The organism is Caminibacter sp. (genome assembly GCF_053999135.1).
In genome coordinates this window covers 32,286-55,407 of the sequence record NZ_JBMXVQ010000018.1, presented here as the reverse complement: position 1 = coordinate 55,407, position 23,122 = coordinate 32,286, and the positions used below count along the sequence as shown (strand labels likewise).

Below are 23,122 nucleotides of genomic sequence, written 5' to 3'. Positions count from 1 at the left end.
ATAAGGTTTTTTTATTATAGGATGGATTGGGGTGTGTAGATTGGTAACAGAAAAAATGAAAAGTGTAAAGTGAAAAGTGTAAAATTAGAAATTAATAAAAACTTTTCACTTTTAATTTTTAACTTTTCATTTTTATTTGTAGTTGTCAATTGCTTTTTTTATAAGCTCAATCGCTTTATCTCTTCCTGCATATCCTGTAACTTTTACCCATTTTCCAGGTTCAAGGTCTTTGTATGTTTCGAAGAAATGTTTGATTTGATTTAATTCTATTTCAGGCAAATCTGATAAATCGTTTATTTTAGCCATTTTAGGGTCAAGTTTTGTAACGGGTACGGCTACTATTTTTTCGTCTTTTCCGCTCTCATCTTCCATGATAAGTACACCTATTACTTTTGATTTAATAACACATCCCGGTACTACACTCTCACTTGAGAGAACCAAAATATCAATCGGGTCTCCGTCATCTGCTAAAGTGTTAGGTACAAATCCGTAATTTGCAGGATAAAACTGGCTTCCGTAAAGAATCCTGTCAAGAAAAATAGCACCGCTTTCTTTATCAAGTTCGTATTTGATATTGCTTCCTTTTGGAATTTCGATAACCGCGTTTACCGCTTCTTCAGGATTTCCAGGTTTAATTTTACTGATATCCATTTTTACTCCTTTTTTTGTGAAATTATATCCAAATACTTTATTAAGTAAATACCGCTTATATAAATAATCCAGTTGATATATATCCACAAGAGCATAAACATTAATATGGAAACAGAACCGTAAATGGTTGTATAAGTCTTATTTATTAATACGTAATAAATAAAAACGTTTTTAGAAATAAAAAAAGCAATACTTACTAGAAACGAGGAAATAAAGACTGATTTTGTTGTTTCGTTAATTAATGTTAATTTATAAGCTAAAAAAAATGTAAACCACATTAATAAAAACGGCGCAAATGTAGCTATATTAATCCATGACGTTAAAGAGGATTTATCAAGAAAAAACTGAAATTTAATTGATAAATACATAGCCGTGGCAAAAAGTATCGGAAAAAGGGTAAGCATTGTCCAGTAAAGTTTAATTCTTTCCCACAGATTTCTTTTTTCCTGATTAAAAATTTTTGAAATTATTGTTTCATAGTTATCAAAAAATAAAATAGAGGTGATTAAAATATAAAGACCTCCTATAATTCCCATTTTAGAAGAATTACTTAAAAAATGAGTTAAATATTCTTTAATAAGTTCCTGATTTGTGGGAAGAATATTTGATGCTATAAAATTTTCAAGTTTTATATAAAATTCGTTAAAAAAAGGGCTCGAAGCAAAAATACTTAAAACAATTAAAATTATCGGAACAAGAGAAAAAATAGTATAAAAACTCAGTGCCGCCGAATAAAGTGTAATTTCATCAACCGTTTCTTTTAGTGCTTTTACATTTATATTTTTTAATATTTTTAATAATTTTCCATTTTCCATTTTCAATTTTCCATTTGAAGTTTTTCTTTTTTTTCTTCAAGCTCAAGATATCTTTCAACCTTTTCATCATATATCTTTTTAATCTCTTCAAGTTCTTTACTTAAAGTCATAAGTCCTTTTTCCTGATAACATTCAGGGTCTGCCAGGCACTCTTCAATTTCGGCTATCGTTGTTTCAAGCTCTTCTATAAGCTTTGGCAGTTCGTTTAGCTCTTTTTGTTCTTTGTAACTCAGTTTTTTTTGAGTTCTTTTTTTAGGCTTTTCTTTTTTTTCTTCATTTTCCATTTTCCATTTAACATTTTCAATTTGTTTGAGTTCTTTTTCAATCTCAAGATATTCGGTGTACGGAATGTGGCTTTCTTCCACAATTCCGCCGCCTTTAAAAATAAAGAGCTTCTTAGCCACTTTATCTACAAAATATCTGTCATGGCTTACAAATATTACGCTTCCATCAAAATCTATTAAATACTCTTCCAAAATATTGATTGTCGGAATATCGAGGTCGTTTGTGGGCTCATCTAAAATCAAAACGTCAAAATTTTTTGTAAAAAGAAGCGCTAGAGCGACTCTTGTTTTTTCCCCTCCGCTTAAAACGCCGATTTTTTTTGTCAGATATTCCGGAGGAAACAGAAATTCTCTTAAATATCCATATACATGCATATTGCGGCCTCTTACATTTACATGGTCTCCGCCCTCAGGGCAAAACGTTTCAATCAAATCCTTGTTATCATCAAGCATAGATTTTCTCTGGTCAAGATATCCGATTTTCAGATTTTCTCCGACTTTTATAATTCCGCTATCGGGTTTTTCCTCTCCTATTAAAAGTTTAAGAAGTGTTGATTTTCCTGCTCCGTTTTTACCGACTATTGCAATTTTGTCTTTTTGTAAAATCCTTGTAGAGAAATCTTTTATTAAAAGTTTGTTTCCGATTGATTTTGTAAGGTTTTCAATCTCAAACATAACTTTTTTACGGTTTATTTTGTCTTCTTCTTTTTTGAGAAGTTCCCGTTTTAGCTGGATTTCTATTTTACGGATTTCGCTTCTGTCTTCTTTTACTTTTTCGCGAAGTTCAAGCACTCTTTTTTTTCTGCCTTCGTTTCTTTTTAGCCTTGCTTTAACTCCACGTCTTAGCCATTCTTCTTCTCTTTTTAATAGTCTTAGTTCATTTTCATATTCTTTTTCTTTAATTTTTAAAAGCTCTTCTTTTTGTCTGATATAATCGGCATATCCCCCTTTAAAGCTTCTAAGACGGCAGTTTTCAAGTTCCACGACCCTTGTAGCGATTCTGTCTATAAAATACCTGTCATGGCTTACTACTATAAAAGTATATTTTTCTTTTAAAAGCATATCTTCCAAAAACTCTGTCATATAGACGTCAAGGTGGTTTGTAGGTTCGTCTAAAAGCAGGACGTCCGGTTTTTGAAGTAAAAGAGAAGCAAGGGCCACTCTTCTTTGTTCTCCACCGCTAAGCAGTGAAATGTCTTTGTTTTCGTATTTTTTTAAATCGAACTCCTGCAATACTCTCTCTATTCTGTCGTCTAGGTTCCATGCGTTATGAAAATCCAAAAATTTTGTTATTTTGTCAAGTTCGTTTTGCACGGCTTTATTATCCGGATTTTTGCTGAATTCTTCGGTTAATTTTAAATATTTTTCATAAGCCTCTTTAAATTCGGCAAGTTCGTTTTCTATAGCTTCTCTTACACTCACTCCCGCATTAAATTTCGGCTGTTGAAGAAGTCTTTTTATTTTTATTCCGTTTTTAGTGATTATTTCTCCGCTGTCGGGTTCTATAGTGCCGTCGATTATTTTCATAAGAGTGGATTTACCGCTTCCGTTTTTTCCAATAAGAGCGACCCTTTCTCCTTCATCGAGATGAAATTCTACGTTGCAGAGTATTTTTTGGGCTTCAAATTTTTTGCTGACGTTTATTAAATCTATTAATGCCATTTTTTCCCTTTTTTGTTATTATTTACAGATGTAATATTTTTGTTATAATTTCTAATCAAAATGTCCGGGAGTTTAAAAATGAAAAAAATCTTATTAGTAATTTTATCAATATTTTTCGCTTTTGCTTCTGAAAACGAAGATTTTTTACAGGCTTTAAACGAAGTTAGCGAAATAGCCACCCAGACAAAAATAAATATAGATAAAGCTCCCTCGAATGTTGATGTAATAAGACGAGATTTTATCAAAAAAAGCGGGGCAAAAACGCTTCTTGATGTTTTAAAGTATATTCCGGGTGTTGAGCTTTCTATGTCTTCAAGCGGTAAAAAAGAGCTTATTATAAGAGGAAACAAATCCACATACAGGGATAAAATCAAATTTATGATAAACGGTGTTGAGGTTACCAATAACCTTTATACCAATCAGTTTTATTATTATAATTTTCCGGCTTCTCTTATTAAAAGGGTAGAATTTACAAAAACCCCTGATTCCGTTTTATACGGAGGAAACGCTTTTTTAGGCGTAATTAATATTATTACTGTTGATGAACTTGAGGATGATTTTGTCAATTTTTATATATCCAACAAAAAAGAGTATGTAGGAAGTTTATTTAAAAAGTTTAAAAACGACAAACTTTTAATAGATGCTTATTACAGCTATTCAAAACCGGATATTACCGCTCCGACTTCTTATCTGGCGGATATAGAGACATATACCGCAATCCCTTACAGAAGCGGGGTAAAAGCGCATACGTTGGAAAAAAACATAGGCCTTGGGGTAACTTATAAGGAAGAAAACTATAACATAAAATACAGGCTGCAGTTTTATGAAAAAGGTAACTTTTTTGGAATTTCCAGAATTACTCCTTTAAAACACGACAAAACGATAAAACTTATCCATCAGTATTTAAATTATAATTATTCAAAATATTTACAATATAACCTTAAAAACTCTTTTGATGCGGGAGTTAAATATTATATATGGGACGGGGAGTTTAGGACTATACCTTACGATTTTAACGAAACTATAGACAATAATCCGGATAATGATATTATTGCGGGGGCTAAAGTTAACGAAATAGAATATTATCTTAAAGATTCGTTAAGGTATGAAAGCGATTTACACAATATTGTTTTTGTTTTTGAAACAAAATACGCCAAGCCTTTTGATTATTATTATCTTCAATACGTAGATAGTATGGACGGAGTTCAAAATGCTGTTAATCTAGGGCCTAATAAAAAACATTTAACAAGAGATAAAAATGCTTTAAAAGAAGGAATACACAGGTTTGTCTATTCGTTTGGAGCTCAGGATTTAATTACATTAAGCGATAAATTTTCTTTAATAGGAGGGGCTAGGTATGATGATTACAACGATTTTGGTTCAAAAATCTCTTATAAATTAGGAGGGGTGTATAACTTTTCTTCAAGAACGACTTTTAAACTTCTTTTCAATTCTGCTTACAGGGTGCCTTCTTGGGTGGAACTTTATTCTAAAAGCGCTACCGACTTTAACGGTAACGAAGATTTAAAACCAGAAACCATCGATATGTTAGAAGCCATTTTTATAAAAAAAATAACGGATAAAGACAAAATAAAACTTGTTTATTTTTACGGGGTTAATAGAGATTATATAGGAAGAAAAATAGATTTTTCCACAGGTAAAAAAATATATGAAAATCTGGGCGATTATCATATAAGGGGAGGAGAGTTTAGTTATGACAGGTATGATGAGAAGTATCATTTTAACTTTTCTTATTCTTTAAACAAAAATTATTACGATTTTGAGATGAATATTAAAGGTATTGATTATTACGACTGGCCGGGTAACAGGGAACATCTTGTAAAATCTTTTTTGAATTACAGGTTTAACGAAAAGTGTTCCGCTTTTGTTGGTAGCCTGTGGGGCAGTAAGATAAAAACGCCTATAATTAAAGATATTAACCCTTATTTTACCCTCAATGCAAATGTTAATTTTAAATATAAAGATTATGATTTTAGAGTAGGTGTCGATAATATAACAAATCATAAAAATTATTATTGGATTGACCCGAGCGATTTAATTGCCGGAAGGTATTTTTTTGAATTTGATGGGGCGAAAGTTCCTGAAATTGGAAGAAAAATATATCTTACAGTTGAGAAAAGCTGGTGATGAAAAGATTAATTTTATTTTTACTTATCTGTTTTTCGTTTTTATTCGGAAATATGAAAGAACTGTTGTTGATAGAATCAAAACTTTATCCTAAAATAGTAAGACTTGAAACATCTCTAAAAGATAAAGAACAAATTACTTTTGCTGTTTTGTATGAAGAGAGTGAAAAAGAGAATGCTTATGAAATGGCCAAGCTTTTAAGAAAACAGGGGATTAACGTAAAAATAGCTCCTCTTAATCAAGGTATTCCAAATGCCGACGCATATGTTTTAATGGCAAAAAAAGTCTGCGGTAATACTTTAGATAATCTGTTAAAAAAAAGGAAACTGATTTTCGGGGTCTATCCGCAGTCGATAGAATATTCTATAATTAACGTATATATAGGTGTTAAAATAAAACCTCTTATAAATCCTTATCTTTTAAAAAAAGCAAAAATTTCTTTAAGTCCAATAATATTTAAGGTGGCTAAAATCTATGAAAAGTAGAATTTCTTTAAAAAAAATGCTTGATATTTTTCTTTTTATTTTATTAACTCTATTTATGCTTTATATTACCTTTGATTTTTTTAATATTTCAAAAACCTTAAAAGAGCTTCAAAGAGAAAAAATAGAACTTACTTTTAAAAATGAAAAAGAGACACTGATTACACTTTTAAAACTTGATTTTTTGGAAGAACTTAACAATGAAATAAAAAAAACAATACTTCATTCAAAAGAGATAAAAAATGTTGTTATTAATATCGGTAAAAAAAGATATTCTTATTCATCCGTTAATACAGGCAGAAAAATAGTTATTCCGGTTGTTGAAAAAAATAAAAAAGTAGGCGAAATAATAGTTTTTTATGATGAAAAAAGTTTTTTAGAACATTTTTTTGAAAAGTATTTTATAAGGTTTTTAATATATGTGGGAATAGTCTTGCCGTTAATAGCGTTGGTGTTTTTTTATTTTAAAAAAAGAATTACAAAACTCAATTTTCTTGCAAAAAAACTTGAAAAAATCAATTTTAAAAAAATTTCTTACATAAAACCGGTTGATAATTATTATGAAATAGTAAATATTACAAACGCCGTTAATAAACTCCTCTCTCAGGTTAATCTCTTTTATGAAAACCAAAGAAAATTTCTGCAAAGGATTATAAAATATAAAAAACATCTTGAAACGGCCCAGCAGATTTCCGAGATGTTTAGCTGGGATTACGACTGTAAAAGCAAAAAATTTACTTTAAGTAAAAAGCATATAAAGTTTCTGGGATTAAAACAGGTCTCTTCTTTTGAAGATTTTTTAAATCATATGGATGAAAAAGATAAAAACAGATTTTTAAAATATATTAAAGAGGCCTGTGAAAACTGCAGTTCGTTTGAGTTTGTTCATAAATTTATAAACGATAACGCCAAAATATTTTATTTAAAAACTGTGGGAAAATGCATAAAAGATAAAATAATAGGCGTTAGTTTAAACGTTACGGAAGATATTTTAAAACAGCAGAAAATCGAATTTTTGGCTTATCATGACCCTCTGACATCCCTTCCTAACAGGACATATTTAAAAGAGCAGTTTAATCTTTTACTTTCAATAGCCAAAAGGGATGGAAAAAAAATAGGCATTTTATATCTTGATTTGGACAATTTTAAAATGGTTAACGATACATTAGGTCATGAAAGCGGCGATAAACTGCTTATTGAGATTGCAAACCGTCTTCAAAAAGCGTTGAGAAAAAGCGATGTTATCGTAAGAATAGGGGGAGATGAGTTTGTTGTTATATTAAACGGAATAAATTCAAAAAATGATGTTTTAGAAGTTGTAAATAAAATAACAAACGTTTTAAAAAAGCCTATAATAATAAAAACTACTCCCATATATCCTACTTTCAGTATAGGGTGCGCTATTTTCCCGGATGATTCCGAAGATGAGGAAGAGCTTTTAAAATTTGCGGACATTGCTATGTATGAAGCCAAAAACAAAGGTAAAAACAACTGTGCGTTTATTAATGAAGAGCTTAAAAAACAGGTGGATGAATATTACAATATAACATCCGAACTTAAAAAAGCCTTAAAAAAAGATAACGAACTTGTTTTATTTTTTCAGCCTAAAATAGATATTAAAAATAAAAAAATAGAAGGTGCTGAAGGTTTAATCAGATGGTATCATCCCACAAGAGGTCTTTTGAGTCCTTTTTATTTTATTCCTCATGCCGAAAGGAGTAATTTAATTGTTCAAATAGACCGTTATGTTATGAAAAAAGCGTTTGAAACGTTAAAAAAATGGCAAAAGGGAGCCTTTAAAGATTATGTATTAGCCATTAATATATCCGCTAATGAATTTAGACAAAGAGACTTTGTTTCTAATTTAAAAAATCTTTTAAACGAATATAAAATAGACCCTGCTAAGCTGGAAATAGAAATAACCGAAACGCTGAGTATGCAGAATATCTCTTATGCGATAAGTGTTTTGGAAGAAGTTAAAGCCTTAGGTTTTAAAATAGCCCTTGATGATTTTGGGACGGGATATTCTTCTTTGAATTATCTTAAAAAACTTCCTTTTGATACTTTAAAAATAGACCAGACTTTTATAAGGGATTTGGAAACGGATAATGACGATTTGGTTATTACAAAACTGATTATTCAAATAGCCAACGTCCTTAATAAAAAAACCGTAGCCGAAGGGGTTGAGACCAAAAAACTTCTTGAAATAGTGGAGGATTTAGGTTGTGATATAGTACAGGGGTATTATTTTTCACCTCCTTTAGAGGAAAAAAAATTTATTGAATATTGTAAAAATTTTAAATATCCAAAATAGATTTTGCTTTTTTTATATCTTCAAAAATGGCTTTTTTCAGTTCGTTTAAAGAGGAAAATTTCTTAATCTCCCTTATAAGGTCAAAAAATTCTATAGAGATTAATTTTTGTTCTTTAAAAGGGGAGAGAATATGAGTTTCGATGGAAAAATTATCGTCTGTTGAGCGTGTTCCTATAAATGTAACGGATGGAGCTGAATTGGTAAAAGTTGCGTAAACACCGGCTTTTGGAATGGTATAAGGCTTTAATGGTTCTATATTTATAGTAGGGACAAGTTCTTTTGAGCCTAGTCCCTGTCCTTTTATCTGCATTCCTTTTATTTTGTAATTCCTTCCTAAAAAGGTGTTTGCTTTTTTGATGTTTCCTTCTCTTATGAATTTTCTTATAACTTTTGCATGAACTCCTGTGTTTTCTATTTTTATCTCTTTTATAACTTCCACTTTAAAATATTTTTTTAAAGTATTTATATCACCGCTTCTGTTTTTGCCGAATTTAAAATCTTCTCCTACAATAATACACGAAGCGTTTAACTTTTTAAGGTATTTAATAAACTCCAATGCGCTTAAATCTTTTATTTTTTCTAAAATTAAAAAATCAAAAGGCTTTTTAATGTATTCAAGCCTGTCAAATCCGGGAGTTAAGGAACTTCCTTTTTCTATTATTACTACTTTGTCGGCTTTTCGAATGAGCTCTTGATGGGCGATATGAACTCCGTCAAAACCTCCTATTGCTATTTTCATCTGTTTTCTTTAAAAAATTCAATAATCGCTCTTGCGTCTTTTTCGTTTAATACGTCTTTTAACTCTTCAAACGAAGCTTTTTTGATATTTTCAAATGTTCCGAAATAATTTAAAAGTTTTGTCATTTTGGCTTTTCCTATTCCTTTTACCTTTAGTAAGTCTATTTGGGTGTCTTTTTTTCTTTTTGTTTTTCGGTGAAACTCTATTGCGAACCTGTGAGCCTCATCTCTTAGCATCTGCAGAAACTGAAGCCTTTTATCATTTGCCGATAAATCTAGTTTTAATACCTCATCTCCGTCAAAATAGTATATTTTATCTTTTGCCGCACCTTTTGCCCTGTGGGTTTTTGAGTCGATTTTTTCTTTTGAGATAGCTAAAACATCTATATTTGCTCCGGTTGAATCAATTATTTCCTTAGCGAGTTTAAGCTGGGCTTTTCCCCCGTCAATCAGCCACAGCTCAGGCGGAGGATTTTTTTTAAAACTTATTGCTCTTCTTGTAAGAAGCTCTCTCATTTGAGAGTATTCGTCTTTACTTTCAAGATGATAATGTCTGTAGTCTTCTTTTTTAAATTTACCGTTTTCCCATACAATCATAGCACCTACCGTTGCTTCACCCTGCATATGGGAAGTGTCAAATGTTTCGATTTTATAAGGGGTGTTTTGAAGGTTAAAAAGAGTTTTTATCTCTTCTAAAATCGTGTTTTCTTTGGTGTTTTTAATAACTTCAAGGGCGTTTAATTTTGCAAGTTTTATTAAATTGTTTCGCTCAGACGTAGTAGGGGTGATAATGGAGATTTTTTTGCCGAATTTTTCGCTTAAAACTTTGCTTAGCCATTCTCTTTCTTCAAAATCTTCACCCACAAGTATTTTATTTGAAGTAAAAGGAGTTTCGGTTGAGTAAAATTCCAAAATTGCCCTTGTATAAATTTCTCCTTTTTCGGGTGCGGTTTGGGAGTTGATAATAGAATGTGAACTTGCAACCACTTTTCCTTCCCTGACGAATATCCTGATAACCACCGCTTTTTTGTTAAATATTTCAACTACGAAAATATCCAAATCCTCAAGTTTTGCCAAATCGACTTTTGAGTAAATTTCGGCGCTTTCAATAGATTTTATTCTGTCTCTAATTTCGGCGGCTTCTTCAAATTGAAGATTTTGGGCGTGTTTTTCCATTCTTTTATAAAGAATGTTTAATATTTTTTCTTTATTATGGATTAATTTTATGGCTTTATTTATATATTTCATATATTCTTTTGAAGTAATTTTTCCTTCACATGGTGCTAAACATCTGCCGATTTGGTGATAAAGGCATGCTTTTTTGCCTTTAAGACAGCTTTTTGACTGAACAAGTGGAATTTCTTCATATACGGTTTTAAGAATAGCGGAAGCTCCGCTGCTGAAAGGTCCGAAATATTTGATGTTTTTTCCTTTTACAATTTTTCTGGTGATTTGAGGCATGGGGAAAGGCTCATCAAGGTTGATATAAATATAAGGATATGTTTTATCGTCTCTTAAAAGAATATTGTATTTGGGTTTTAGCTGTTTTATAAGGGAATTTTCCAAAATAAGAGCGTCGTTTTCGCTTTCAACTACAATATAGTTTATGTCTTTTGCTTCGCTTATCATTTTATAAATTCTGGGACTTAGATTTTCGGCTGGTCTGAAGGGATTGAACCGAAAATAACTTTTTACCCTTTTTTTCAGACTTTTTGCTTTTCCGATATATAAAAGTTTTCCGTTTTTGTCGAAATATTGATAAACTCCCGGCTTATCCGGAAGGGATTTGATTTTTTCGGCTAACAACAGATTCCTTTTTTATGAAATTATATAAAAAAATGATTAATTCCTCATTTGGTCGGTGTCTTAAGCAAAAATTAAAATTTTTTTTGATATGATTGTTTAAAATTACTCAAAGGATTATGATGAAACTGACGTTAATGGGGAACGAAGCTATAGCCTGGGGACTTTACCATGCGGATACGGGGATACTCAGCGGTTATCCCGGGACACCTTCAAGCGAAATACTTACCACGTATCAAAAACTTATAAAAGAATTTAAACTTCCGGCTTACGCCCAATGGGCCACAAATGAAAAGGTAGGGTTTGAGGTGGCTTATGCCGGAGCAGTTGCCGGGGTTAACGCTGCCGTTACAATGAAACAGGTTGGGCTTAATGTAGCAAGCGATGCTCTTATGAGCGCTTCTTTTATAGGAAACAAGGGTGCTTTTGTGCTGGTTGTCGCAGACGACCCGGGATTTAATTCCTCCCAGACCGAACAGGACAGCAGGGAATTTGCGAGATTTGCGAGAATTCCGGTTTTAGACCCTTCGACTCCCAAAGAAGCTTACGAATTTACAAAATTGGCTTCTAAAATCTCAAAAATTTTTGAGACCCCTGTTATGTTAAGAAGCGTTATGAGGGTTTCTCATTCAAGAGAGATAGTGGAAGTTGAAGATAATTACTCTTTTAAAAAACAGGAAGGAGATTTTAAAAGAGATATTTCAAGGTGGGCGGCTGTACCAAGAACCGGCAGACTAGCCCAAGCATACGAACAGCTTGAGAGACTGGATAAAATAAGGGACTTTAATTACAGGGAGTTTATAAAGCCTAAAATCGATTCTTTAAAGGGAAGTGAAAATTTGATAATTTCAAGCGGGGCGGCATATGGTTACGTAAAAGAAGTTGTTGAAGAACTTAAACTTGATATAGATATTTTAAAAATAGATATGCCTTATCCTCTGCCGGCTGACAGGTTAAAAGAGTTGGTAAAAACATATAAAAAAGTCCTTGTTGTAGAAGAGACATATCCTGTAATTGAAGAAGAGATAAGAAGCGAAAACGTTTACGGCAGGATGAGTGGGCATATGCATCAGGTTGACGAAATGAATAAGGAAAGAGTGCTTGAATCTTTAAAAAAAACAGGTCTTTATCAGGGGAAAAATATTTATAAACCTCTCTTTATTCCTGAAAATTTTTCGGTAAGAAAACCAAATCTGTGTCCGGGATGTCCTCATAGAGATATGTTTTTTGCCATTAAAAAAGTGTTCAGGCCTAAAAAGTCGATTTATCCTTCTGATATAGGATGTTATACGCTTGGAATAAATCAGGAAGCTATTGATACGGTGCTTTGTATGGGAGCAAGCGTTTCTATGGCTCACGGTTTTGCCGTTGCCGATAAAAATAAAACCGTAATAGCTACAATAGGGGATTCCACCTTTTTCCACGGAGGGATTCCGCCCCTTATAAACGCTGTATATCAAAAGGCTAAGTTTATTTTGGTTGTTTTGGATAACTCGACTGTTGCTATGACAGGGCGTCAGACAACTCCGGAGAGAGAAAACCCTCAGGTTGACCTTAAAAAAGTCGTTGAAGGGTGCGGGGCTGAGGTTATGGAATATTTTTACAAACCTGATATTAATGAAACTATAAACTTTTTTAAAAAGGTAAAGAAAAAATACGAAGAGATTGATAAACCTTTAGTGGTTATAAGCAGACAGTTTTGTGTTTTAGATAAGGAAAGGGCGGATGAGTTTCTCCCTAAAGTTTACGCCGAAGTTGATGAGGAGAAATGCGTTGCCTGTGATGTGTGTACTACTCAGTTTGTATGTCCTCCTATGGCTTACAATGAGAATGGAAAAATTGAAATAGACCCTCTTTTGTGTGTCGGATGTGGGGTTTGTATAAGCGGCGTATGTCCGACAGACGCTTTTATTCCACGAAAGGAAGAAAAATGAGATATCAGATAGTAATAGCCGGATTTGGAGGTCAGGGAGTGGTTTTTTTGGTAAAGGTGTTAAGTGTTTGCGCCGGAAAAAAAGGATATAAATTTTTAGGTACCGAAAATCATGGGATGAGTCAAAGGGGAGGAAGTGTGAGTTCTCACATAAAAATAGGGGATTTTTACAACCCCCTTATAGATTATGCCCAGGCAGATTTGCTTATAGCGCTTGATAAAGACGAAGCCGTTTTAAACCTGCCTTACTTGAAAAAAGACGGAAAAATAGTGGTTAATGCAGATAAATTTCCTTCGCTACCAGTGGAGATTTATAAAATAGATGCTTCGAAACTTGCGGAAGACGGGCTTTTTGATGCAAAAGGATTAAACGTTTTTATGCTTGGAATAGTCCTTGCGAAAGTTAAGGATTTTCCATTTAGCGTAGATGAGGTAAAAGAGGCTATACAAGAGACAAATCCTAAATTCGCTTCTAAAAATTTTGAAATTTTGGATAAAGCGATAGAATATGCACAAAATATATAAAAACAAAAGGAGACAAAAATGATTTTGAATGAAATTGAAAGCGCAAAAAGAGAAGATATAGAAAAACTTCAATTAAAAAGATTAAAGGAAGTGGTAAGAAGAGTATATTCTTTAAGTCCTTTTTATAGACAAAAATTTGATAAACTCGGAATTAAACCGGATGATGTTAAAACACTTGAGGATATTCAAAAACTTCCTTTTACCAAAAAGCAGGATTTAAGGGATAATTATCCTTTTGGACTTTTTACAGTGCCTATGAGTGAGGTTGTCAGGATTCATAGTTCTTCTGGAACAACAGGGAAACCGACTGTCGTGGGATATACAAAGCACGATATGGATGTTTGGAATGAGGTTATTATGAGAACTTACGTCGCCGGTGATGTTACAAGCAAAGATGTGGTTCATAACGCTTACGGATACGGTCTTTTTACCGGAGGTCTCGGGTTTCATGAAGCTGCCCAGAAAATAGGAGCCACTATTGTTCCCGCAAGCGGGGGGTTTACCGACAGACAGCTTATGCTAATGAGAGATTTTGGTGCCACTATTTTATGCTGTACTCCAAGTTTCGCCCTTCATTTGGCGGAAGTTGCCAGAAAAGAGGGGCCTGAGTTTAGAAAAGATTATAAGCTGAGGGCCGGATTTTTCGGAGCCGAGCCTACCAGTGAGGGATTAAGAATGGAAGTCGCAAAAATGTGGGATATAGAGTATTACGAAGTATACGGTCTTAGCGAGATTATAGGACCTGGTGTTGCTTTCGGATGTAATAAGGGGGTTGGACTTCATATAAATGAAGACCATTTTTATCCGGAGATAATAGATCCTAAAACGGGTGAGGTGTTGCCTGAGGGGGAAGTTGGGGAACTTGTTTTAACTACTCTTACCAAACAGGCTCTTCCTATAATAAGGTACAGAACTGGGGATATAACAAGATTGTATAGAGAACCATGTGCTTGTGGGAGAACTACCGTGAGAATGGAAAGTATAAGCGGAAGAGTCGATGATATGCTAATAATAAACGGAGTTAACGTATTTCCTTCTCAGATTGAGCATGTTATAGCCAATAGCGAAGGGGTTACTCTTAATTATCAAATCATAGCGGATAAAAAAGGTTATCTTGACAAACTTGAAATTATGGTTGAGGTTAGCGATGAGATTATGATGGATAATGTGGCAAAACTTGAAAAAATCAAAAAAGACCTTCAAAGCGCGCTGTTAAATAATCTTTATATAAACACGAACGTTATTTTGGTTGAACCTAACACGATAGAAAGAAGCATGGGAAAAGCGGTTAGGATTATAGATAAAAGAAAAGGATAAAAAATGAAACAGATATCCGTTTTTTTGGAAAACAAAAAAGGAAGGTTAAAAGAAGTGACTTCCGCTTTAGCAAAAGAGGGTGTGGGAATAAAAGCGGTGGTACTTAGTGAATCTATAGAATTTGGGGTGTTAAAAATTATAACGGATAATATAGCAAAGGCAGTAGAAGCCATAGAAAAAAACGGTTTTAGTCTTACTCTTACCGATATTTTGGTAGTTGAAATTGAAGATGAGACGGGGACATTTAATAAAGTGGTTTCTTTATTCAGTGATAACGGTATAGAAATCGAGTATTGTTATACCATAAGCAGCGAGAAAGGGGCTTTTGCTTTTAAGGTTGATAAGCTTTCATTGGCAAAAGAAATACTTTTAAAACATTCTTTAAGGTTTCAATAGCTTTTTTATTTCTTCGAATTTAGCCCTGATTTCAGGGTTTTTTGCTTTTATTTCAAAATTTTTTACCTCTTTTATAAAAAATTTAATCTCTTTTGGGACTTTTTGTTTAGAAGTATACTTATAATTAGTGATGATTTTTGAGGGGTTAATGTCCGTGCACATATTAAGTTTATGCATCTCTTTTATAATGGAAAAAATCATATCTCTTTTAAAAAAAATCTCCTGTCTTATTGCAGGGTGGGTTACGTCTATGTATAAAACGCTGCCTTTATGGGTCATTTTTGAGATATATTTTTTGTAATTTTGAGGTAATAGTGATATAATTTTCCTTAAACAACGGTGAATGTTCAATTTCGGTTCGAAAGGTTTTAGTATATGGTTAATTATTTCATCGGCTTTTTTCATATTGCAATTATAGCTATTTTTTTGGGATGCGGCTATAAAGCTCCCCCTAAATGGAGCGAAGATACCAATTCTACAAAAACTATTAAAACTAAAGAAGTAAAAGTCAATATCGATTGATGGGAGAGATATGAAGTTTGATTGTATTATTGTCGGAAGCGGTCTTGCCGCTCTTTGGTGTGCTAAATTTTTAAATGAAGCTGGAAAAAACACTCTTATCGTTACGAAAAATCAGGTTTGGGATTGTAACTCTTTTTACGCTCAAGGGGGAGTTACGCTGGCTCTTAACGAAGAAGATGTTCCCGTGCATATAGAAGATACGCTAAAAGCGGGAAGTTATCATAATAAAAAAGAGATGGTTGAAATTTTAAGCAGGGCTTCTTTAAAAATAAAAGAAGAGCTTTTAAATTACGGTTTTAGATTCGACCATGGAGTTACGAAAGAAGGAGCCCACAGTGTAAGACGTGTTTTCCATGCAGGTGGAGATGCAACCGGAAGGGAGCTTCATAAATTTATTTTAAAAAAAGACAGAAGTTATCTGATGGATGAATCAGTGGTTTTTGATATTTTAATAAAAGAAAATACGGTATACGGAATAAGTGTACTTAAAAATGGAAAAACGTTTAATATATATGCCGATAATGTAATTGTGGCAAGCGGAGGTATAGGAGCTCTTTATAAATACGATACAAACGCAAGAACAATTGCCGGAGAAATGCAGGGGCTTGCCGTTGAAAAAGGAATAGAGCTTAACGATATGGAAATGACACAGTTTCATCCGACTGTATTTATCAAAATGAAATTTTCCCAAAAACTTCTTTTAACGGAAGCCTTAAGAGGTGAGGGTGCTTATATTATAGATGAAGATGGTAAAAGATTTTTGTTTGAGTACGACCCAAGAGGAGAACTTGCCAGCCGGGATATAGTAAGCCGCGCTATTTTTATGCATCAGCAAAAGGGGCATAGAGTATTTCTTGATGTTAGTATGTTTGATGAGGAATATTTTAAAAAGAGATTTCCCACCATATATCAAAAACTGAAAGACTACGATATTAACGTTCCTTATGAGCCTATTCCTATATCTCCCGCTTTTCATTATATGATGGGCGGTATAAAAGTTGATAAAAATTCAAAAGTGCCGAACTTTAATAATCTTTACGCTGTGGGAGAAGTTGCTAATACAGGGGTTCATGGAGCCAACAGGCTTGCTAGCAATTCTTTGCTTGAATGTTTCGTTTTTGCCAAAAGAGCTGCTAAGGATATTATAAAAAAAGATTTTAAAACGGATAATATTGAATTTGATATTGAAAAAAAAGAGTTTTTTAAAAAAGAAGATAAAAAATATAAAAACCGTTTAAGAGAGGTTATGTGGGAAAAAGTTGGAATAATAAGAACAAAAAGGGGGCTGTATGATGCGTTAGAGTTTATAGAAAAAAGTATGGATAAAGTAGGGTATTTGACAAAACTTAGATTTTTAACGGCAAGAGAGATTGTAAAAGCCGCTTTAAAAAGGGAAAAATCCCTTGGAGCACATTATATAAGGAGTGAAAATGCATGAAGTAATTCATGATTTTACCCATACTTGGGTAGGAATAACGGTATTATTAGTGTTTGTTGTAGGATATATCACAATAGCTGCTGAAGAAAAGTTAAGAATGAATAAAGCCAAGCCTGCTTTATTTATAGGTACCTTTTCTTTTATGTTAATAGGAATTTATTTTGCCATTAACGGGCTTGACCCGACTCCTTTGCATCATGAAATGCAAAAACTGATAGAAGAAATAGCCGAAATTTTCTTCTTTTTGTTTGTAGCTATGACTTATATAGAAACTCTGATAGAAAGAGGCGTTTTTGAAGCTCTACGCTACAGACTGGTATCGAGGGGATATAGTTATAAAAAGCTTTTCTGGATTACAGGAACGCTTGCTTTTTGGATCTCCCCGGTAGCCGATAACCTTACTACGGCTCTTATTTTATCAACTGTCTTGCTTACGATAGACAGACACAACCCGGAATTTTTAGTTCCCGGAGCTATAAATATTGTTGTTGCCGCAAATGCGGGTGGTGCATGGTCGCCTTTTGGGGATATTACGACTCTTATGGCATGGACTGCCGGAAAAGGTGAATTTATTGACTTTTTATTCCTGTTTCCGCCCGCTTTTGTAGGATGGCTGCTTACCGCCTGGCTTTTGAGCCTTTTCGTTCCAAAAGGCGAGCCTCATTTTGACGCCCTTACGACTCCTAAAGTTGAGATAAAAAAAGGAGGTAAAGTAGTTATAGCCCTTGGTATTTTAACAATTGCAATTGCCGTAATAGGTCATATTTTATTTCATTTTCCGGCTATGTGGGGTATGATGTTTGGGCTTTCTTTGCTTCTTCTTTATTCCCTGTATCATAAAAGAAAACATCAAGAACACTTTAATGTTTTTGTAAATATGGAAAAAGTTGAAAACGATACTCTTTTATTCTTTTTCGGTATTTTAAGTGCCGTTGGTGCTTTATATTTTCTAGGATGGCTTTTTTACATTACGAAACTTTACGAAGTGATAGGCTCTACCTGGGCAAACATCGGAGTAGGGTTTATAAGTGCGATTATAGATAACGTACCTGTAATGGCGGCTATTTTAAAAGCAAATCCTCCAATGGGAATAGACCAGTGGCTGCTTGTAACCTTGACTGCAGGTATCGGCGGAAGTTTAATCAGTTTCGGTAGTGCCGCGGGGGTAGGCGTTATGGGAAGAATGAAAGGTATATATACGTTTGGTTCACATATGAAATATGCATGGGCGGTATTGGCCGGATATATTCTGAGTATAGCCATATGGTATGTTCAGTTTGAAATTATGGGACTTTATTAAATTTTGATACAATTTCAACAAAAAGGACATAAATGCAGGTAGAAATTTTAATACTTGATTTTGGAAGTCAATATACCCAGTTAATAGCAAGACGCCTAAGAGAAGAAGGTGTTTATAGTGAAATAGTCCCTTATTTTGACGGGCTTAAAACCGCAAAAGAGAAAAAACCAAAAGGCATTATTTTTAGCGGAGGACCTGCAAGCGTATATGATAAAGACGCATACAGGGTTGATAAGGAAATATATGAATTAGGTCTTCCTATTCTTGGAATTTGTTACGGAATGCAGCTTATTACTGTTGATTTTGGCGGAGAAGTTGTAAGAGCGGACCATCACGAATACGGAAAGGCGGAACTTTTTATAGACGACCCTCACAAACTTTTTAAAGATGTAAGCAATCCTACAATTGTCTGGATGAGCCATTCCGACAGAGTGGAAAAACTGCCGCAGGGATTTAAAAGAATAGCCCATACTCAAAACGCCCCTTATGCGGCTATAGTAAATGAAGAAAAAGAGATATACGCTATTCAGTTTCATCCCGAGGTTACCCACAGCGTAGAAGGACAAAAAATTCTTAGAAACTTTGCAAGAGAGGTCTGTGGAGTTACAAGCAAATGGGATATGGCGCATTTTGCAAAAGAGCAAATCAAAAAAATAAGAGAACAAGTTGGTGACAATAAAGTAATATGCGCTCTAAGCGGAGGGGTTGATTCTTCCGTAACGGCAGCTCTTTTGCATGAGGCAATCGGCGATAAACTTATTCCTATTTTTGTTGATACAGGTCTTCTTAGAAAGAATGAAAGAGAAGAAGTAGAACATGCATTTAAAAACGTTTTACACGTACCTTTAATTACCGTTGATGCAAGAGAAAAATTTTTAAGCAGATTAAAAGGCGTAACCGACCCTGAGGAAAAAAGAAAAATTATCGGTCATACGTTTATTGAGGTGTTTGACGAAGAGGCAAAAAAACACAAAGACGCTAAATTTTTAGCTCAAGGTACATTATATCCCGATGTAATTGAAAGCGTAAGTGTTAAAGGTCCTTCTAAAACCATTAAATCCCATCACAATGTCGGTGGACTTCCTGATTGGATGAAGTTTGAATTGATTGAGCCTTTAAGGGAACTTTTTAAAGATGAGGTTAGGAAACTGGGACTTGAGCTTGGACTTCCAAAAGACTTGGTATATCGTCATCCTTTCCCGGGACCCGGACTTGCTATTAGAATTATGGGTGAAGTAAATGAGAGAGATTTAGAGATTTTAAGAGAAGCGGATGCAATACTTATTCAGGAACTAAAAGCTTGGGGACTTTATGATAAAGTATGGCAGGCGTTTGCAGTGCTTTTAAACGTAAGAAGCGTAGGTGTTATGGGTGATAACAGAACCTATGACAATACGGTTGCAATCAGATGCGTAAGCTCAACTGACGGTATGACTGCAACGTTTAGTCATTTGCCACATGAGTTTCTTGAGAGAGTTAGTACCAGAATTATTAATGAAGTTGATGGAATCAACAGGGTGGTTTACGATATTTCAAGCAAACCGCCTGCAACGATAGAGTGGGAGTAATGAGAGATTTAAAACTACCTATTTATGTTTTAACTCAGGAAAAATATGAAGGTGTTTTGAACTATCCCGTAATTAAAATAGAGTTTCTTTCTCCTTCTTTTTCTTTTGAAGGAGTCGACTATCTTCTTTTTACTTCAAAAAACGGTGTAAGGGCAGTAAACACTCTTACCGAAAAATGGAAAGAATATCCGGCTTTTGCTATAGGAAAATCTACCGCAGATGAGATAAAAAAACTTGGCGGCAACGTTGAATATATAGCAAAAAGCTCGTATGGAGATGAATTTGCCAAAGAAATAAACTCTCAGTATAAAAATAAAACATTTCTTTTTTTTAGGGCTAAAAAACTTGTTTCAAATATAAAAGAGCAGTTTAAAAACAACTTTTTAAAAGAAGTTATTATTTACGAAACAAAATGCAACAATCCTAAAATGCATATAAAAAAGCCTGCGATAGTTATATTTTCTTCACCTTCAACGGTAGAGTGTTTTAGTAAGCTAGAAGATTTTGAAAACATACTTCCAATAGCCATAGGCAAAAAGACAAAAAAGAGTCTGCTTGAGTTTTATAAAGACAATCAGATTTTAATGCCGGGTAAACCTTCGTTAAAAGAGTGTATAAAGATTGCAAAAAGTATAAAATTTAGATAAAATAATGTTAGAGAAATCTACCGGTTGATTTGAGTTCTTTCAAAAAACTTGATTGATTTTTACTCAAACTTTTGATATAATTTTATTGCCTGGGAGGAGCGCTACCCGCACATTTTGGGGCCCTACAAGAAATTTTATTGGGGAGACGGTAGTGCCCGGGGTGTGCGGCGATATGGTTTCGCCCCTAAACCGGGCCTCCTATTCCCACTTTGTGGCTCGCGGGAGCCCAAAGTCACTGCGTGAACGCCCTCCCGGGTTTTATAACTTTAAAAGTTTTACTGTTACCGAATGTTCAAAATATTTTTTAATATCTTCAAAATCTTCAGGTTTTAAAGCATTTATATTTTTTTCATAATTTAAAAGAGGAGCAATATCTCCTTTTGCAAAATAATCCCCATATATGTTACTAACTCCTCCGCTGCTTTCAAGTTGAGTTAAGAAATCAAATTTTGTCTGGTTTTTTACTTTTTGAAGGGCTTTTTTCGTAACTTTTGTATTTAAAAGTATTTTTTTTACTTCTTTTACCACTTTTTCCGGATTTACGCCCGGGTTTATCATAGCAAGTGTCAAAAATACCCCCGGGTCTTTAAGTTCCATGTTATAAGCGTAAATTTCACTTACCAGAGCTTTTTGGTTTATCAGTTTTTCTCTAAGTATGCCGCTTTTTCCTCCGCTTAATATTTCAGAATAAGCATTGAGCGTTATCTGGTCTTTATGGGTAAAATCAGGAATATGAAACGCTATCGCCACTATGTCAACTTGCGATTCTCTTTTTATTTCTATTTCTTTATTTCCATCAAGGGGAGGTTCTTTTTGATGGAGGGTAGGGATATTTTTTCTGTTTTTTATATGAGAAAAATATTTTTCGGCTTTTTCAAATACCGTATCTGGTTCTATATCTCCTGCAACAAGTAAAAAAGCATTTTTTGGTTGATAATAAACCGAATGAAACTCTCTGATATCTTCAATATTCCAGTTTAAAATATCTTCTTTAAATCCTATCGGAGTCCAATGGTAAGGATGGTAAACATAAGCGTTGTTAAACAGTCTGAAATAGAGATATCCTATAGGATTGTTATCTACCCTCCAAAGTCTTTCTTCATAAACTACTTTTCTTTCTCTTTGAAACTCTTCGTCGCTTAAATTAAGATTTTCCATAACTTCACTGAAAAGTTCAAATGTTTTTGAGAGATATTCAGAGGATGTTTTAATAAAATAGTGTGTGTAGTCAAATCCTGTAGAAGCGTTGTCAATTCCTCCTAAACTTTTTACTATTTTATCAAATTCTCCCTCTTTTAAATTTTTTGTTGATTTAAAATTCATATGTTCAAGCATATGGGCTATACCCGTTTTGCCTAATATTTCATTTCTACTTCCTACTTTATAAAAAATATTGCTTGTAATTACGTTGCTTCCTCTGTTCATAGGAACAGCTATTACTTCTAAGTCGTTTTTTAATTTAGCTTTATAAAATTTATGAAGCATTCATTTCCTTTATTAATTTTTATTTTCCAGTTTTTTTGGAATATCCACTCCTACCGCTTCGCTTATATGGTTAAACCCGTCTTTTTTTAGAAGTTCGATAAGCCCTTTATTAATTTCTCTAATAATTCCCGGACCTTTATAAATAATAGCCGTATAAATTTGAAGAAGGCTTGCTCCGGCTTTTATTCTTTTGTACGCCTCCTCTGCTGAATCTATTCCTCCTACACTTATAATAGGCACTTTTCCAAAAATTTCAGAAGCTACTATTCTAAGTACTTCATAACTTCTTTTTGCAAGCGGTTTTCCGGAAATACCCCCTTTTTTTAAGGGCGAATTTATAAGTTCGTAATTTACGGTAGTGTTTGTGAGTATTATTCCGTCGCATCCATAAAGTACACTTAAATTGGCAAGGTTTATAATATCTTCATTTTCCATATCCGGAGAAAATTTAATTAAAACAGGTTTTTGAGTTATTTTTTTAAGTTCTCCAAACAGTGACGAAATAAAAGAAGCATTTAATAAATCCCTAAGACCGGGCGTATTGGGAGAAGAAAGGTTGACTACAAAAAAATCCACAACGTCTTTTAGCTCTTTTACGAGTATTTTGTAATCCTCAATAGCATTTTCTTCAGGAGTTGTTTTGTTTTTTCCTATATTTGCTCCTATCGGAAGTATAAAAGGATAAATTTTTTGAAGTCTTTTTTTTATGACTTCGACTCCTTCGTTATTAAATCCGTAAGCGTTTTGAACGGCTTCATATTTAATGTGCCTCCAGGCTCTTGGTTTAGGGTTTCCGGGCTGGGGTTTGGGTGTTACGGCTCCTATTTCCCCCCATCCAAAACCAAGAGCAGGCCATGCGGCTATCATTGTAGCGTTTTTGTCAAAACCGGCGGCTACACCTACAGGATTTTTAAACTCCAAACCCCATATTTTTTGGTTTAAAACAGGGTCGTCTATAAAGTTTTTTTCTATCATCCAGTTAAAAAAAAGAGGGCATCTTCTAGCTGTTTTGAATATAAACTCCACTGCATTGTGGGCAAATTCCGGGTCGGTTTTATAAATTAAAGGTTTAACAGTTTCAAAAATTCCCATAC

At 33.7% G+C, this 23,122-nt stretch carries 20 protein-coding genes; 12 read left to right on the top strand and 8 right to left on the bottom strand.

What is annotated here, in order from left to right:
- Positions 1–132: 132 nt before the first annotated feature.
- Genes ppa through abc-f form a run of 3 tightly spaced genes read right to left on the bottom strand, consistent with a single transcriptional unit; the run spans position 133 to position 3,412 of the window.
- Positions 133–651 carry an inorganic diphosphatase gene (gene ppa, locus ACXJH6_RS01170; protein WP_456469929.1) on the bottom strand — a complete coding sequence of 173 codons (519 nt, stop codon included), beginning with the start codon at positions 649–651 and terminating at the stop codon, positions 133–135.
- Between the two features lie 2 nt (positions 652–653).
- Positions 654–1,466 carry a YihY family inner membrane protein gene (locus tag ACXJH6_RS01165; protein ID WP_456469928.1) on the bottom strand — a complete coding sequence of 271 codons (813 nt, stop codon included), beginning with the start codon at positions 1,464–1,466 and terminating at the stop codon, positions 654–656.
- A 2-nt stretch (positions 1,467–1,468) separates the two neighbouring features.
- Positions 1,469–3,412, bottom strand: a complete 1,944-nt coding sequence (gene abc-f, locus ACXJH6_RS01160; RefSeq protein WP_456469927.1) for a ribosomal protection-like ABC-F family protein — start codon at positions 3,410–3,412, stop codon at positions 1,469–1,471.
- A 78-nt stretch (positions 3,413–3,490) separates the two neighbouring features.
- Between abc-f and ACXJH6_RS01155 the strand changes: the two genes are divergently transcribed.
- From ACXJH6_RS01155 to ACXJH6_RS01145, 3 genes are read left to right on the top strand one after another with little or no spacing between them, the layout of a single operon-like run.
- A complete protein-coding gene (locus ACXJH6_RS01155) occupies positions 3,491–5,560 on the top strand; it encodes a TonB-dependent receptor plug domain-containing protein (protein ID WP_456469926.1) in 2,070 nt (689 codons plus the stop codon).
- Complete coding sequence (locus ACXJH6_RS01150) at positions 5,560–6,045, top strand: hypothetical protein (RefSeq protein ID WP_456469925.1); 486 nt, start codon at positions 5,560–5,562, stop codon at positions 6,043–6,045. Before ACXJH6_RS01155 ends, ACXJH6_RS01150 begins: the two co-directional genes overlap by 1 nt.
- Positions 6,035–8,356 carry a putative bifunctional diguanylate cyclase/phosphodiesterase gene (locus tag ACXJH6_RS01145; RefSeq protein WP_456469924.1) on the top strand — a complete coding sequence of 774 codons (2,322 nt, stop codon included), beginning with the start codon at positions 6,035–6,037 and terminating at the stop codon, positions 8,354–8,356. Before ACXJH6_RS01150 ends, ACXJH6_RS01145 begins: the two co-directional genes overlap by 11 nt.
- Here the strand turns inward: ACXJH6_RS01145 and ACXJH6_RS01140 are convergent.
- Positions 8,340–9,095, bottom strand: a complete 756-nt coding sequence (locus ACXJH6_RS01140) for a bifunctional riboflavin kinase/FAD synthetase (protein WP_456469923.1) — start codon at positions 9,093–9,095, stop codon at positions 8,340–8,342. The two genes, ACXJH6_RS01145 and ACXJH6_RS01140, sit on opposite strands and share 17 nt — an antisense overlap.
- A complete protein-coding gene (gene uvrC / locus ACXJH6_RS01135) occupies positions 9,092–10,903 on the bottom strand; it encodes an excinuclease ABC subunit UvrC (protein WP_456469944.1) in 1,812 nt (603 codons plus the stop codon). Before uvrC ends, ACXJH6_RS01140 begins: the two co-directional genes overlap by 4 nt.
- A 116-nt stretch (positions 10,904–11,019) precedes the next feature.
- Here uvrC and ACXJH6_RS01130 point away from each other — a divergent pair, with 116 nt between their 5' ends.
- Genes ACXJH6_RS01130 through ACXJH6_RS01115 form a run of 4 tightly spaced genes read left to right on the top strand, consistent with a single transcriptional unit; the run spans position 11,020 to position 15,068 of the window.
- Positions 11,020–12,831 (top strand): thiamine pyrophosphate-dependent enzyme, encoded by a 1,812-nt coding sequence (locus tag ACXJH6_RS01130; RefSeq protein WP_456469922.1) that lies wholly within the window; start codon positions 11,020–11,022, stop codon positions 12,829–12,831.
- Complete coding sequence (locus ACXJH6_RS01125; RefSeq protein WP_456469921.1) at positions 12,828–13,355, top strand: 2-oxoacid:acceptor oxidoreductase family protein; 528 nt, start codon at positions 12,828–12,830, stop codon at positions 13,353–13,355. The genes ACXJH6_RS01130 and ACXJH6_RS01125 overlap by 4 nt, the downstream gene beginning before the upstream one ends.
- 18 nt (positions 13,356–13,373) lie before the next feature.
- Positions 13,374–14,672: a phenylacetate--CoA ligase family protein gene (locus tag ACXJH6_RS01120; RefSeq protein WP_456469920.1), complete on the top strand. Its 1,299-nt coding sequence runs from the start codon at positions 13,374–13,376 to the stop codon at positions 14,670–14,672.
- Between the two features lie 3 nt (positions 14,673–14,675).
- On the top strand, positions 14,676–15,068 hold the full coding sequence (locus ACXJH6_RS01115) for an ACT domain-containing protein (RefSeq protein ID WP_456469919.1): 393 nt from the start codon (positions 14,676–14,678) through the stop codon (positions 15,066–15,068).
- Here ACXJH6_RS01115 and ACXJH6_RS01110 read toward each other — a convergent pair.
- Positions 15,054–15,347 carry a hypothetical protein gene (locus ACXJH6_RS01110; protein ID WP_456469918.1) on the bottom strand — a complete coding sequence of 98 codons (294 nt, stop codon included), beginning with the start codon at positions 15,345–15,347 and terminating at the stop codon, positions 15,054–15,056. The genes ACXJH6_RS01115 and ACXJH6_RS01110 overlap by 15 nt on opposite strands.
- 96 nt (positions 15,348–15,443) lie before the next feature.
- Here ACXJH6_RS01110 and ACXJH6_RS01105 point away from each other — a divergent pair, with 96 nt between their 5' ends.
- From ACXJH6_RS01105 to ACXJH6_RS01085, 5 genes are read left to right on the top strand one after another with little or no spacing between them, the layout of a single operon-like run.
- Entirely contained in the window at positions 15,444–15,590 is a 147-nt protein-coding gene (locus tag ACXJH6_RS01105; RefSeq protein WP_456469917.1) for a hypothetical protein, read from the top strand.
- Between the two features lie 10 nt (positions 15,591–15,600).
- On the top strand, positions 15,601–17,028 hold the full coding sequence (gene nadB, locus ACXJH6_RS01100) for an L-aspartate oxidase (protein WP_456469916.1): 1,428 nt from the start codon (positions 15,601–15,603) through the stop codon (positions 17,026–17,028).
- Positions 17,021–18,328: a sodium:proton antiporter NhaD gene (nhaD, locus tag ACXJH6_RS01095; protein WP_456469915.1), complete on the top strand. Its 1,308-nt coding sequence runs from the start codon at positions 17,021–17,023 to the stop codon at positions 18,326–18,328. The genes nadB and nhaD overlap by 8 nt, the downstream gene beginning before the upstream one ends.
- 32 nt (positions 18,329–18,360) lie before the next feature.
- A complete protein-coding gene (guaA, locus tag ACXJH6_RS01090) occupies positions 18,361–19,896 on the top strand; it encodes a glutamine-hydrolyzing GMP synthase (RefSeq protein ID WP_456469914.1) in 1,536 nt (511 codons plus the stop codon).
- A complete protein-coding gene (locus tag ACXJH6_RS01085; RefSeq protein WP_456469943.1) occupies positions 19,896–20,543 on the top strand; it encodes a uroporphyrinogen-III synthase in 648 nt (215 codons plus the stop codon). Before guaA ends, ACXJH6_RS01085 begins: the two co-directional genes overlap by 1 nt.
- 258 nt (positions 20,544–20,801) lie before the next feature.
- On the opposite strand, the gene ACXJH6_RS01080 is transcribed toward ACXJH6_RS01085, so the two are convergent.
- Both ACXJH6_RS01080 and pyrD read right to left on the bottom strand, forming a co-directional pair.
- Complete coding sequence (locus ACXJH6_RS01080; RefSeq protein WP_456469913.1) at positions 20,802–22,028, bottom strand: M16 family metallopeptidase; 1,227 nt, start codon at positions 22,026–22,028, stop codon at positions 20,802–20,804.
- 12 nt (positions 22,029–22,040) lie between these two features.
- Positions 22,041–23,120, bottom strand: a complete 1,080-nt coding sequence (gene pyrD / locus ACXJH6_RS01075; protein ID WP_456469912.1) for a dihydroorotate dehydrogenase (quinone) — start codon at positions 23,118–23,120, stop codon at positions 22,041–22,043.
- Positions 23,121–23,122: the final 2 nt, after the last annotated feature.

Bases quoted from the DNA above. Each gene is read 5' to 3' on its own strand.
- ppa (WP_456469929.1), bottom strand. From the start codon at position 651: ATGGATATCAGTAAAATTAAACCTGGAAATCCTGAAGAAGCGGTAAAC.
- ACXJH6_RS01165 (WP_456469928.1), bottom strand. From the start codon at position 1,466: ATGGAAAATGGAAAATTATTAAAAATATTAAAAAATATAAATGTAAAA.
- abc-f (WP_456469927.1), bottom strand. From the start codon at position 3,412: ATGGCATTAATAGATTTAATAAACGTCAGCAAAAAATTTGAAGCCCAA.
- ACXJH6_RS01155 (WP_456469926.1), top strand. From the start codon at position 3,491: ATGAAAAAAATCTTATTAGTAATTTTATCAATATTTTTCGCTTTTGCT.
- ACXJH6_RS01150 (WP_456469925.1), top strand. From the start codon at position 5,560: ATGAAAAGATTAATTTTATTTTTACTTATCTGTTTTTCGTTTTTATTC.
- ACXJH6_RS01145 (WP_456469924.1), top strand. From the start codon at position 6,035: ATGAAAAGTAGAATTTCTTTAAAAAAAATGCTTGATATTTTTCTTTTT.
- ACXJH6_RS01140 (WP_456469923.1), bottom strand. From the start codon at position 9,095: ATGAAAATAGCAATAGGAGGTTTTGACGGAGTTCATATCGCCCATCAA.
- ACXJH6_RS01130 (WP_456469922.1), top strand. From the start codon at position 11,020: ATGAAACTGACGTTAATGGGGAACGAAGCTATAGCCTGGGGACTTTAC.
- ACXJH6_RS01125 (WP_456469921.1), top strand. From the start codon at position 12,828: ATGAGATATCAGATAGTAATAGCCGGATTTGGAGGTCAGGGAGTGGTT.
- ACXJH6_RS01120 (WP_456469920.1), top strand. From the start codon at position 13,374: ATGATTTTGAATGAAATTGAAAGCGCAAAAAGAGAAGATATAGAAAAA.
- ACXJH6_RS01115 (WP_456469919.1), top strand. From the start codon at position 14,676: ATGAAACAGATATCCGTTTTTTTGGAAAACAAAAAAGGAAGGTTAAAA.
- ACXJH6_RS01110 (WP_456469918.1), bottom strand. From the start codon at position 15,347: ATGACCCATAAAGGCAGCGTTTTATACATAGACGTAACCCACCCTGCA.
- ACXJH6_RS01105 (WP_456469917.1), top strand. From the start codon at position 15,444: ATGGTTAATTATTTCATCGGCTTTTTTCATATTGCAATTATAGCTATT.
- nadB (WP_456469916.1), top strand. From the start codon at position 15,601: ATGAAGTTTGATTGTATTATTGTCGGAAGCGGTCTTGCCGCTCTTTGG.
- nhaD (WP_456469915.1), top strand. From the start codon at position 17,021: ATGCATGAAGTAATTCATGATTTTACCCATACTTGGGTAGGAATAACG.
- guaA (WP_456469914.1), top strand. From the start codon at position 18,361: ATGCAGGTAGAAATTTTAATACTTGATTTTGGAAGTCAATATACCCAG.
- ACXJH6_RS01085 (WP_456469943.1), top strand. From the start codon at position 19,896: ATGAGAGATTTAAAACTACCTATTTATGTTTTAACTCAGGAAAAATAT.
- ACXJH6_RS01080 (WP_456469913.1), bottom strand. From the start codon at position 22,028: ATGCTTCATAAATTTTATAAAGCTAAATTAAAAAACGACTTAGAAGTA.
- pyrD (WP_456469912.1), bottom strand. From the start codon at position 23,120: ATGGGAATTTTTGAAACTGTTAAACCTTTAATTTATAAAACCGACCCG.